We start from the raw sequence: 10783 nt of genomic DNA, 5'->3' as shown, positions 1-10783 counted from the left end.
TAGAAACTTTCGGAATTTTTGGGTTAGAAGTATGTTGTCTTGGCATCTTGTCTGTTGATTTAGCATAAAGGGTAACGAAGAGCCAAAAAAAATATAAATATTTATAAAATTGTAATATAAGATACAATTCGGGGGGGGGAAGGGTATGTTTATATTAGACTCAAATCACCATTGACGGAGTGTGTAACATGAGTGTCCAAAGCAAATTTAAATACCGAACAGCTTTGAGGAGAGTTGCCGTTGGATTACTGACCCTGAGTAGTATTTGTGCTTTCCCTTCTGTAGCTTTGAGTGCCCCCTTGGATATCATTTTGTTTACTGGCGGAGATGATCTGAGGGGGGGAAGCTATGCCAATTTTTATATTAAACTTCAAGGCAGTCCTCTACAAAGATTTGACAACATCACGTCAAGGAGAAATCTACCCAACAATTCATTAAATCGTTACAGAATCGACCTTCCTGCGTTGACTTCAGCCAATCAGGTTGAATTTTGCGAGATTGAGCATGTTTCGCAAGAGAGTTTTCCTCAAACAGCCGACAACTGGAATTTAGATATGGCGATTGTCATTATGCGTACACCGAGCAATTTCCCAATTGTTATATGCGAAAGAACAACTACCCATCGGTTTCAAGGGAATAGTAGAAGGCTGACTCTTCAGCCTGCTCGTTAATCTAGCTGACTTTGAAATTCAGTTAAAAAGTCGAGCGGCAAGTGCTGTAGTAAAATTTTGCCCTCGGTACTCTAGGCGCAGGTGCAACCCTGAAGCGCAAACTAAAATCCTCCCAATCCACTGAAAAAGAAACCACAAAAGTTGGCTAAATTGCTTCTAAAATACCATAAATGCCCCTTCAATCAATCTTGAGGGGGGTTTGTTTTTTTATATCTCTTTTTTGGCAATAGATGCTATAATGAAAGGCCACTCTTTAAGATTGATTGATCGATCGTGGACTTTGAGATTATCAGCGATATCACGAATATCGAGATTATTGCCACAGGAACGGGAATTCGTAATCGGGAACGGTTGCAAAAACAGTATGGCAAAGGTAAATGGAGAAAATTAAAGGGCATAGCCCAAGTTCAGCTTCCCAATGGTATAGTAAGGTTAGCTGAAGTCCATTGGTACGAAGCTCATGGCATCGGCAAAAAAGAATTTAAGCTCAAGTTACCGTTTCTAGATTGACCATGAAAATAGAGTCATCTCCAACAAATAAGTTCGCAGTTTGTCTCAATAATGAAGGCTACGAAGCTTCACTAGAAGTTGGCAAAATATACCGCGTTATCCCTGATGAGACAGCAGAAATAAACAGTCTAATTCGGGTTATTGATGAAAGTGGTGAAGATTACGCTTTTTCTGTGAATCGGTTTCATGCTATTGAGTTACCAAAGCCAATAGAAGAAGCTTTATTATCAGTTGCTAACTAGAACTTTCCCAATCCACCGAAAAAGAAACCACAAAAGTCAGCTAAATTGCATCTAAAATACCATAAATGCCCCTTCATTCAGTCAATTGAGTAGGGGCTTTATATCATATTCTTATGTTATCTTGAGGGTATTTATACCGCTTTGCGGAAGGCAAAAGTCTTATACCATAGGCTTTTCATGTTCCTAATTTTTACAATCCAAATCAATCATTAATGCTACCAGTATAAAATAAATAAGAGGGGTTATTCATAATGAGTCCACATCCCTATAACTTTGATAACTTTACTCTTCTGGAATAAACTGATAAACCAAACGATGCTGACAGAACAAATTAAACCTTTAGCCAAGCAAAAATATCCACTGCTGATATTGACCAACGTTCTAATCCTTTAATCACTGCTAAAGGCTCATTATTTCCTTCAGTTGCAATATGTACTTTCGGTAATCCTGTTTGAAAAACGGTGACTGACTTTGCTGAAGGATCAATCAACCAACCTAATTCTGTTCCTTGTTGTAAACAGAAAATAATCTTTTCCATCCCTAAGGTAACAGATTGTTCAGGAGACATAATTTCAATAATCCAATCGGGATAACGTAAAAATTGATCGGCCATTTCTCCATCTATATCTCTTGGCAAATTCTCCCAACGAATCACCGCAATATCTGGCACAATTGAACGTTCTGCAAAAGTACAACGCAATTCAGGTAGAGCATAAGCTAATTTTTGAGGTTTAGCCTGTTGATTAATGGCAGAGGCTAACTCAAATTGTAAGATGCTGTGTTTTCCTTTGGGCATAGGTTTTTGAGTGACAATTCCATGATAATATTCCCTAGCAGGCTTAGTTTCTGGAAGGGCAAGAAATACTTCGAGGGAAAGGGCTTGTTTATCTTCTGTTGTGGCAAACATTAGATTGATTTCTCCGATCTTGAGTTATTTTCTATTATAAGCTTCTGACTCCTGACTCTCAGGTAAGTTTTTGATTTTTGCCATAAGTCTAATCTAAAAATACGGGTTTTTCTTTAAGCTCTAGCACGAAAAATTTGATTAGCAGTGAGGTTTAACTCTGGAAAAACCCCTGAAATAAGACGTTGATCCTGTTTAAATAAATTACCTTGATATTCTCCATCGATTAATTGATAGATAGAAATGGTGGGTTCTTTGGGGCTGCCGATATATCGGGCCGAACCTTTGGCTAAATAATCGATAATCCAATATTCAGCAATTCCTAATTGTTCGTAGTCGTCGAATTTTTTCAGATAATCATCTCGCCAATTGGAACTGACAATTTCAATAATTAATTTAGCTGATGTTGCCAGAGAAATTGAGGAAGCGGTTTCCCAATAGGGATCATTAACTAGATTTTCTCTGTCTAAGACAATAATATCGGGTAGATAACCTGTATGGGGGCGAAGGGGTTTTACTGCGGCAGTATTGGGGATAAAATAGGGCAATTGCTGCCGATTTATCTCTAAGAATAGGGTTCCAGAAACAAATCCGCCAATTTCTTCGTGTTTTCCGATCGGTCGCATCATAGCCAATAATTTTCCTGCGATTAATTGGTATTGTTGTCCATCATCGGGATATTGATTGATATAGTCATCAAAAGTCAACAATTGGGGGATAGTTTGGGTTGTGGTCATGGCAGTTAGGGGGAATAAGAGAGATGATCTTTCTAGATTCTAACTCGATTAACGACGTTGCCACCAAGTCAATCCGGCTAGGGTAAATCCCACTAAAGGCATCACTACCATCCCTATCCAAAAAATAGCGTTAGCTTGCAGGGGATTTAAATTAATTCTTCTATTTTCTGGTTCCTTGGCCCGGATAGATAAGGTGGCTGTTTCACCACTGGCTAACCACTGCACAGAATTTAAAAATATATCTCCGTTTAACTGTTGTTCAAATAGTCCATCGCTGGCAAAGCTGGCATTACCAATCACAATTAATTTACCTTTTTTTCCCGTCAGAGCAACTCCTAGATCAAAAGGGCCAGCTAAATCTTTTTCAGGGTTAAACTGGAGATTCTGATCATTTAAATCACTCTCAGCCCACATTTTATCATTAGTAATCATTAAAGATACGGCTTCAATTCCTTCGACGGGAACGGTAGCGATGGGACGAGCAAAGGGAAAGATAGAAATACCGTTAGCAAAATCGCGAGTAATGGGATGATTACCGTAATTGGTAATAATGGGACTAGCCGGACCTAAACCGATAATTTCCCCAGCACCGGAAGCATCAATAATAATCCGATTATCTAGTTTCACACCCCAAGGGGTTAATAAGGGTTCTAATCCGGTTTCGGTTTGGGGGTCAATCAGTAATAAAATTTTGCCCCCTTGATTGAGATAGTTTTTTAAAGCGGTGACTTCTTGGGGAAATATTTTTCTTTTGGGACTGGCAATAATAATGACATCGGCATTATTGGGAATGGTGGAACGTTCCACTAGATTAAGTGGTTCTACTTGATAACCTTTTGCTTCTAAACTATTGACTGCTTGTCCTAAACCTCCTTGAGGTTCTTTGATGGCATTTTCTCCATGACCTTGCAGAAAGTAAGCGGTTAAAGTGCGATTAGTTTTAGCGGTTTCGATAGCGTTACTCAGTTTCGCTTCGGTGAGACTTTCCTGTTCACTAATAGTTTTCAGGGGTTGTTTTTTTTCACCATACTGTAGATAGACTCTGGACAGATTATCATCAGCTAGTTTTTTAAATTCTTGGACAATATTGGGTTTTTTCTCCGGGTTAACTATCTCGTACTGAAATTGGGGATTTTTGCGTTGATAATTGGCTAAAAGTTCCTGTTCGTTGGCACTGATTCCCCGGGTTGAAAAAATCCAGACTTTGACGGGTTTTGACAGATTGGTTAATAGTCTTTCGGTTTGGGGGGATAAACTAAAGATTTGGTTTTCGGTTAAATCAACTCGATAGGGATAACGGAGGGCGAGAAAGTTAATTAAACCGATAACGCTGAGGACAATAATAGTAGTAATGAGGGTTTGAGTGCCGGTGCGGGTACTTCTTTTTTGCCAAAAGTCTTTGGCAGTGGTTACTAATAACAACAGCCACCCTAGAAACAAAATAGCCCCAGCAATTAATAACCCCAGAGAGAGGGATGACCATTGACCGGAGATTAACCCTACTGTTAAGCCGGCACTACCCAGAAAGAGGGCGGGTATATAGAGAAATTTACTGTATTTTTGCCAGTATCTCATAGTTAGTTTCTTTGATAACGGTCTGCTTCGATCGCTTGAGTAGTTAGGAAGATTCCCAGCAGAATATAACTGAGGAAGATGACTAAACTACTACTGTCAAAAATTCCCCGCACGAAATTGTTAAAGGGTTGATACCAAGATAGATGGGAGAGCAATTCTTTCAGGAAAAATCCGATCTGTTCTCCCACTTCTCCTCCGATGCGATCTCGAAAGAAGGTTTCGGCATTGTTAGCAATTACATCCAGTATCCAGATAAATAAGATGGTGATAAAGGTGATGATGTAAGCAAGGATAGAACTATTGGTGAGGGATGAGATAAACATCCCAAGGGCTAGGATGGCCGCTGCTAGTAAAATTAATCCTAGATGAGCTAGTAAAATACTGGCTATATTCACCGGGGGAACTGCGGTACTAAAAAACACTATTTCGTAAATCCACAGGGGGGTAATCATCACAGTAAAAAAGGCCAGCACTCCCAATAATTTACCGATCGCTATACTCCAATTAGTCAGGGGGGAAGTGGCTAAAAGTTCTAGGGTTCCCTGTTTTTTTTCCTCTGCGTATAATCCCATAGACAGGGCTGGCAAAATTACCAACAATAAAGAGGATAAAATCATGCCGATGAAAGTGGTCATAAATTCAGATACCATATCTCTGGCTACCAGAAATCCCGATTGTTCCTGGATACTAATATCGAGAATAATGCCGTAGAGAAGGGAGTTAAAGAAAAATCCTGCTACTAACCAAAATATCCCCATAATGATATAGGCATTGGCAGCCGTAAAATAGCTTTGAAATTCCTTGCGAAAAATCGCCCAGATATTATTGATCATGCCTCTCCTCCTGGTGGTTATTTTCCCCACTGCCGATTACTTCCAGAAAGATATCTTCTAGGGTTTTACGGGTGCGACGCATTTCTAATAAGTTATAACCATTGTTGACAACTATTCTAGCAAGTTCTGCCCCTAAGTTTGTTCCCACTTGACCAACAATTTTGAGCAGGTTATCGCCGACTTTTGCCGCTTGCTCGACTTGCGGCAGTTGTTGAAGGATTTCTAGCAGGGAATCCCTATCACCCTCAATCTCAATTTCATAACTGGAACTGGCAGGGGTAGCGGTAGTAATATTATTGGCCACGATGCGACCCCGATTAATAATTGTCGCTCGATCGCAGGTAATACTCACTTCTGGTAAAATATGAGTGGAGAGAATAATTGTATGTTCTCCCGCTAAACTTTTAATCAGATTTCTCACCTCGATAATCTGTTTCGGATCCAATCCTACTGTCGGTTCATCTAAAATAATTACTGGTGGATCGTGTATGATCGCTTGGGCAATTCCCACACGCTGTTTATAACCCTTGGATAACTTGCGGATAATAATTTTTCTTTTTTCTAGTAACTGACATTTGCTTAAAACTAAATCTACCCGCGCTTTTCTATCCCCCGATGAGATGCCTTTAATCCGTGCGACAAAATCCAGAAAACTTTCTACGGTCATCTCTGGATACAAGGGGGGATTTTCGGGAAGATAACCAATGCGACGACGCACTTCTAAGGATTGTTGATGTACATCGTATCCTGCTATCCTTGCTGTTCCTGTTGTGGCAGAAATATAACCAGATAAAATCCTCATAGTCGTGGTTTTTCCAGCTCCATTTGGTCCCAAAAAACCGAGTATTTCTCCTTTTTCTACGGTAAAATCCACGTCACTGATTGCCGCGGTAGAACCATAAATTTTACTCAGATGTTCGACTTCAATCATAAGCTTTATCAGTTATCAGTTATCAGTTATCAGTTATCAGTTATCAGATGTGAGTTTTCAGTCAATAGTGTTAAGTGACAAGTTCGGAGCTTTCTTTTCACTGATTACTGATTTTTCCCAGACTATGATCCCGATTAATTTCTACCACTAGATGCGCTTGTTTGAGCAGGGGTGGGAGAAATAATTGCGGATGTAAACTTTTCCAAAAATACTTGACAAATTCCTCGATTTCTGATGCGTTCATACCTCCTTTTGCTTCGGCTGCCTGTCGCCATTGTAAACTGTAACGGTAGTCAAGGGGATAAAGAATCAGTAAGCGATCGATTTTTGACCAGAGGGGTAGATATTCCCGCAATCTTTGATTATTATCCCTAGCGAATTGTCGGTCTTCTTCGCTATTAATCGGATCGGGGGCATGATCAAAGACTGTTTCCTCTATTGGATTCATGCCCACAAACCAACCCTCGAAAAAAAGAATATCAACTCGTTCCACTTGTTCCGGTGCAATTCTATCTCCTTGTCCTCGATGCAGGGACTTGTCAAAACGCGGGATTAAAATCGGACTTTCTTGCTGACAAACCTGTTCTAAAACTTTAATTCCTAATTCTATATCATGAGTACCCGGTGGACCACGCCAGCGCAATCTTTTATCCTTTTGACGCAATTTTATTCGCTCATTATAGGTCTTATAAATATCATCTAAAGAGAGATTATTTACTTTTAAATCAAAATAGGCTAAAATAATCGACATTATGGATGTTAAAGTGGTCTTCCCCGTGCCTTGGGGGGCCAAAATGCCTTGAATCAACGGTTTTGCGTGGTTGCGTAGCTGTAGCGCCCAGGGAATCCAGAAGCGCCAACAGCTGATCAAAATCTGATTTGGCTGATTTATCCCTAACTCCTGACATTTTTGCCAGACTCGCGGCCAGAGAATCGTTAATAGTTCCGCCCGATCGCTAGTAATTCTTCTAGATCCGCCTCAGTTAAGGGATTTTTGTCGATTAATCCCTGTAAAATCGTCAAAATCTTCATAGCTGTTATTCAGGAGTAATTCTCTGGGGTTAGCCACCCATACCAGCAGATTAATCGCGCTCAAGATTTTTTTGAGAGTGTTTTTTAGGGTTATTTGCCCAAAAATGAAGGGTTCGCAGGCAGGCACGGATTCCCACTGTATATATAAGTATATGTCAAGTTCCGTTTTCAGTCAAGGGGTTTGGCCAAAAATCTCTCCTGCTTTTACTGGGTTTAAAGTGAAGAAAGTAACCAGAGAAAAAGGAATTGCTATTATGGAAATGGAGGAAAATTAGAGGTCACTGAGCCTTGTCGAAGTGAGGAAATTTATGGATCCACGTTTAGAAAGTTTTGTCAAAAATTTGTTTAGGGGACTGGTGGCAGGAGACGGCGATGTTTTTTCGCGAATGGCTTCGAGTCATGAAGGCGCTAGTCCTGTTTATCCCGAACCTTTGGCCGGAATCGTCAGCACTATCAAGGCAGATTTTGATCGGGGTAAATTTTCTAAACTGCGAACGCATTCGGATTATGAGGAGGCGATAGGCCCCTATTTTGAAAGTTTTGCTTTGCTTTATTCTCCCGAAAATTTTCCTATAGAATCGGAGGATGAAGACGATAATGAATGAAGCGCAAAAAGCTGTATTAGAGATAGTTGAATCGGTTTACACCGATGGGGGAGATGCGATCGGTGAACCAGAATCATCCGAAGATGAAAAGTTTATTTTCGTTCAATTCCAAGATGGCGAAAAACTTTTGGAGGCTAAAATTAGCGACCGCAAACAATTGACAAAAATCGCGGCAATGTCTTTTTCTATAAGAGTTTCATACTTTATAAACCTGTACGTTGCATAAGACAAACCGAAGAGTCAAAAGGTTTGAGAGCACAATAAATATTGATAGCGGTTCTCGCATCTGTGCGGCACACTTAAACCTTTGCTGATTAAACTGTTCAGGATCGGAAATGTACCTCTTCTGAATCAGAAACGCTATATTTATCAATCTGCCGTGAAAACCTTAGAAATTCCCAAGTCTTTAACCCGTTCGTCACCGATCGAGGTGTTAAAAATGGGTGACAATACTACTTTTAGTTTTTCTTCCGAGTACCCAGTGGATCGGGGGTGGGGTGTGGAGATTTTAGACCACGCTCCCAGTTCGGTCGATTTATCGCGAATGTCTTCGGCTAATTTACTGTTCAATTTTGAGGTTTATATGATTTGGTATGGATGCGGTCGTTGCGCTAATTTAGACAAGAAAAGCCTTGGTAAATGCAGTTTTTTAACAGGTGAGTTACAGCCTTTACCGATAGGCATTGTCAGCGGTCAAATGCACCACGTCAAAAAGTGGCCAAACCAAGATACTGACTTGGTTTTTTCCCTAGCTGATGGTTTTAAAGAAGTCGAGATTATTATTACCAACAAAGAGGATTTTGTTGAAGGTATTTTTTGGGATCAGCAAGATTTTGAAACGATTGGTTTTTTTGGCTCGGAAGTTTTGATTTTAGTGGGGTACGAGTCGGAAAATGAAGGGGCGTTAGTAATTAAATGGGAATCGCCTTATGTTAAGGGTGATTTGCTGTCTCTTTATTCGGAGTACGAAAGATTAGACGACGAATTCACTGAAATGTTCAAGGAAGATCAAGAGGAGCTAGATGCGCTTCCCGACAAGCTAGAGGTTCGGGCGCTTTCTTTAAATTCCTTGCTTAATCACAGTCCTATGGATGTAAGGCTAGAAAATTATCACGGAGAAAGGCAATAATGAATGAAGCGCAAAAAGCTGTATTAGAGATAGTTGAATCGGTTGACACTGATGGGGTAGATGAAGCTCGGATAACCACGATCGCTAGTAATTCTTCTAGATCCGCCTCAGTTAAGGGATTTTTGTCGATTAATCCCTGTAAAATCGTCAAAATCTTCATAGCTGTTATCAGAATTAGCAAAAAACTGTCCCAGTAATTCAGGAGTAATTCTCTGGGGTTAGCCACCAATACCAGCAGATTAATCCCGCTCAAGATTTTTTTGAGAGTGTTTTTTAGGGTTATTTGCCCAAAAATGAAGGGTTTGCAGGCAGGCACGGATTCCCACTATATATATAAGTATATGTCAAGTCCCGTTTTCAGTCAAGGGGTTTGGCTAAAAATCTCTAGCTTTGTCTCCAGTTTCTCAATCGGTTAGACTAAGAATTATTCACATTACTTAACAAAACAGCAGATGAATACAGCTGCTCTGACGACAAGGCAAAATTGGCAATGGCAAGGAAATTCTATACACTATGTGCAAGCGGGTGCTAGAGTTGCGGGAAAACCCCCATTACTATTAGTCCACGGTTTTGGCGCTTCCACCGACCATTGGCGAAAAAATGTGCAAGGTTTAGCCTCAGAATGGGAGGTATGGGCGATCGATCTGTTAGGATTTGGTAGATCAGCTAAACCGGATATTGTCTATAGTGGCAATCTTTGGCAGCAACAATTAAATGATTTTATCAAGGAAGTTGTCGGCCAACCGACGGTTTTAGCGGGTAATTCTCTGGGGGGTTACGCTTCTCTCTGTGTGGCTGCTAATCATTCCGAGAATGTTCGGGGATTAATTCTCCTCAATAGCGCCGGTCCCTTTAGCGATACAGAAAGCAATCGTCAGCCTAATTTAGCACAAAAATTACTGCGATCGATGCTGCTGCAACCTTGGGCCAGTTATCTCTTATTTCTCTATACCCGTCAACCCAAAACTATCCGCAAAACCCTAGAGAAAGTATATCTCGATCGCAGTGCCATTACCGAGCAGTTAATAGAAGATATCCGTCGTCCTTCCCTGGATGCGGGAGCAGCCAAAGTTTTTGCTTCTGTGTTTAAATCTCCCCGGGGGGAAAATGTGGATATTCTCCTGCAAAAGTTAAGCTGTCCCCTGTTGATGTTATGGGGTGAAGGGGACCCTTGGATGAATACTAGGGAACGCGGGGCCAAATTCCGTCAATACTATCCTTCTCTGACAGAATATTATCTCACTGCTGGTCATTGTCCCCACGATGAAATTCCCACAGAGGTTAACCGGTTGATTAGTGATTGGTTGAAAAGCTTATAGGTAGTTAGGGACCGGTTATCAGGTTTTTATTTTCTTGACGCTTATCTGACCTGAAAAAAGAGGGTTTGCAGGCAGGCACGGATTCCCATTCTACATATAAGTATCTGTCAAGTGCGGGGATTTGTCAAGGGTTTTTCTGAAAAAATCTGCTGGAATTTGGCTGGTAGTATAAGAGATTGTTTCCCTTTTCCCCGTGAGCTGCGGTAAGCAGATGAGCAAGAGGATAGGATTACGGGAGTTTTGACAATGCGGTTACTACGGGTTCAAGTTCCTGATTTTCGAGTGTTAAAGAATA

General features: G+C 40.6%; 13 protein-coding genes and 3 pseudogenes. 9 read left to right on the top strand and 7 right to left on the bottom strand.

The window, feature by feature from the left end; translation table 11 throughout:
- Nucleotides 1-188 precede the first annotated feature (188 nt).
- The 4 genes and pseudogenes from BGL89_RS20665 (at nucleotide 189) to BGL89_RS20650 (ending at nucleotide 1423) form a co-directional block, all read left to right on the top strand.
- Nucleotides 189-671, top strand: coding sequence for a hypothetical protein (locus tag BGL89_RS20665; protein WP_286827407.1), 483 nt, complete (start codon nucleotides 189-191; stop codon nucleotides 669-671).
- A gap of 59 nt (nucleotides 672-730) precedes the next feature.
- Nucleotides 731-820 (top strand): annotated as a pseudogene (locus BGL89_RS20660) (LamG domain-containing protein); the annotation flags it as partial.
- 124 nt (nucleotides 821-944) lie between these two features.
- Nucleotides 945-1181 carry a hypothetical protein gene (locus BGL89_RS20655; protein WP_004161776.1) on the top strand — a complete coding sequence of 79 codons (237 nt, stop codon included), beginning with the start codon at nucleotides 945-947 and terminating at the stop codon, nucleotides 1179-1181.
- Nucleotides 1182-1183: 2 nt separating this feature from the next.
- On the top strand, nucleotides 1184-1423 hold the full coding sequence (locus BGL89_RS20650) for a hypothetical protein (RefSeq protein ID WP_002751846.1): 240 nt from the start codon (nucleotides 1184-1186) through the stop codon (nucleotides 1421-1423).
- A gap of 331 nt (nucleotides 1424-1754) precedes the next feature.
- Here BGL89_RS20650 and BGL89_RS20645 read toward each other — a convergent pair whose 3' ends face one another.
- The 6 genes and pseudogenes from BGL89_RS20645 to BGL89_RS20620 form a co-directional block, all read right to left on the bottom strand.
- Complete coding sequence (locus tag BGL89_RS20645; RefSeq protein WP_286827406.1) at nucleotides 1755-2330, bottom strand: Uma2 family endonuclease; 576 nt, start codon at nucleotides 2328-2330, stop codon at nucleotides 1755-1757.
- A 113-nt stretch (nucleotides 2331-2443) separates the two neighbouring features.
- The gene (locus tag BGL89_RS20640) at nucleotides 2444-3064 is read right to left on the bottom strand and encodes a Uma2 family endonuclease (RefSeq protein WP_002753823.1); all 621 of its coding nucleotides are present in this window, start codon (nucleotides 3062-3064) and stop codon (nucleotides 2444-2446) included.
- A 48-nt stretch (nucleotides 3065-3112) separates the two neighbouring features.
- Nucleotides 3113-4639 carry a GldG family protein gene (locus BGL89_RS20635; RefSeq protein ID WP_286827405.1) on the bottom strand — a complete coding sequence of 509 codons (1527 nt, stop codon included), beginning with the start codon at nucleotides 4637-4639 and terminating at the stop codon, nucleotides 3113-3115.
- Nucleotides 4640-4641: 2 nt separating this feature from the next.
- A complete protein-coding gene (locus BGL89_RS20630; RefSeq protein ID WP_286827404.1) occupies nucleotides 4642-5472 on the bottom strand; it encodes an ABC transporter permease in 831 nt (276 codons plus the stop codon).
- Nucleotides 5462-6403, bottom strand: coding sequence for an ABC transporter ATP-binding protein (locus BGL89_RS20625; RefSeq protein WP_286827403.1), 942 nt, complete (start codon nucleotides 6401-6403; stop codon nucleotides 5462-5464). Before BGL89_RS20625 ends, BGL89_RS20630 begins: the two co-directional genes overlap by 11 nt.
- A 97-nt stretch (nucleotides 6404-6500) precedes the next feature.
- Nucleotides 6501-7435 (bottom strand): annotated as a pseudogene (locus BGL89_RS20620) (ABC transporter ATP-binding protein).
- A 152-nt stretch (nucleotides 7436-7587) separates the two neighbouring features.
- Here BGL89_RS20620 and BGL89_RS20615 point away from each other — a divergent pair.
- From BGL89_RS20615 to BGL89_RS20600, 4 genes are all read left to right on the top strand, one after another.
- Nucleotides 7588-7710, top strand: coding sequence for a hypothetical protein (locus BGL89_RS20615; RefSeq protein ID WP_286827401.1), 123 nt, complete (start codon nucleotides 7588-7590; stop codon nucleotides 7708-7710).
- A 33-nt stretch (nucleotides 7711-7743) separates the two neighbouring features.
- Entirely contained in the window at nucleotides 7744-8040 is a 297-nt protein-coding gene (locus BGL89_RS20610) for a hypothetical protein (protein WP_002794687.1), read from the top strand.
- Entirely contained in the window at nucleotides 8033-8266 is a 234-nt protein-coding gene (locus tag BGL89_RS20605; RefSeq protein WP_045360056.1) for a hypothetical protein, read from the top strand. The genes BGL89_RS20610 and BGL89_RS20605 overlap by 8 nt, the downstream gene beginning before the upstream one ends.
- A gap of 153 nt (nucleotides 8267-8419) precedes the next feature.
- On the top strand, nucleotides 8420-9169 hold the full coding sequence (locus tag BGL89_RS20600) for a hypothetical protein (RefSeq protein ID WP_271955764.1): 750 nt from the start codon (nucleotides 8420-8422) through the stop codon (nucleotides 9167-9169).
- 79 nt (nucleotides 9170-9248) lie between these two features.
- On the opposite strand, the pseudogene BGL89_RS21565 reads toward BGL89_RS20600, so the two are convergent.
- Nucleotides 9249-9485, bottom strand: a pseudogene (locus tag BGL89_RS21565) (ABC transporter ATP-binding protein); the annotation flags it as partial.
- A gap of 136 nt (nucleotides 9486-9621) precedes the next feature.
- On the opposite strand from BGL89_RS21565, the gene BGL89_RS20590 reads away from it, so the two are divergent.
- Nucleotides 9622-10488, top strand: coding sequence for an alpha/beta fold hydrolase (locus BGL89_RS20590; protein WP_286827399.1), 867 nt, complete (start codon nucleotides 9622-9624; stop codon nucleotides 10486-10488).
- The last annotated feature ends 295 nt before the right edge of the window (nucleotides 10489-10783 follow it).

Source organism: Microcystis sp. LSC13-02, from assembly GCA_002282935.1.
GTDB lineage: Bacteria > Cyanobacteriota > Cyanobacteriia > Cyanobacteriales > Microcystaceae > Microcystis.
Note: the sequence above shows the minus strand (reverse complement) of the source record. Positions and strands in the feature narration are given on the sequence as shown.

Bases quoted from the DNA above. Each gene is read 5' to 3' on its own strand.
- BGL89_RS20665 (WP_286827407.1), top strand. From the start codon at position 189: ATGAGTGTCCAAAGCAAATTTAAATACCGAACAGCTTTGAGGAGAGTT.
- BGL89_RS20650 (WP_002751846.1), top strand. From the start codon at position 1,184: ATGAAAATAGAGTCATCTCCAACAAATAAGTTCGCAGTTTGTCTCAAT.
- BGL89_RS20645 (WP_286827406.1), bottom strand. From the start codon at position 2,330: ATGTTTGCCACAACAGAAGATAAACAAGCCCTTTCCCTCGAAGTATTT.
- BGL89_RS20640 (WP_002753823.1), bottom strand. From the start codon at position 3,064: ATGACCACAACCCAAACTATCCCCCAATTGTTGACTTTTGATGACTAT.
- BGL89_RS20635 (WP_286827405.1), bottom strand. From the start codon at position 4,639: ATGAGATACTGGCAAAAATACAGTAAATTTCTCTATATACCCGCCCTC.
- BGL89_RS20630 (WP_286827404.1), bottom strand. From the start codon at position 5,472: ATGATCAATAATATCTGGGCGATTTTTCGCAAGGAATTTCAAAGCTAT.
- BGL89_RS20625 (WP_286827403.1), bottom strand. From the start codon at position 6,403: ATGATTGAAGTCGAACATCTGAGTAAAATTTATGGTTCTACCGCGGCA.
- BGL89_RS20615 (WP_286827401.1), top strand. From the start codon at position 7,588: ATGTCAAGTTCCGTTTTCAGTCAAGGGGTTTGGCCAAAAATCTCTCCT.
- BGL89_RS20610 (WP_002794687.1), top strand. From the start codon at position 7,744: ATGGATCCACGTTTAGAAAGTTTTGTCAAAAATTTGTTTAGGGGACTG.
- BGL89_RS20605 (WP_045360056.1), top strand. From the start codon at position 8,033: ATGAATGAAGCGCAAAAAGCTGTATTAGAGATAGTTGAATCGGTTTAC.
- BGL89_RS20590 (WP_286827399.1), top strand. From the start codon at position 9,622: ATGAATACAGCTGCTCTGACGACAAGGCAAAATTGGCAATGGCAAGGA.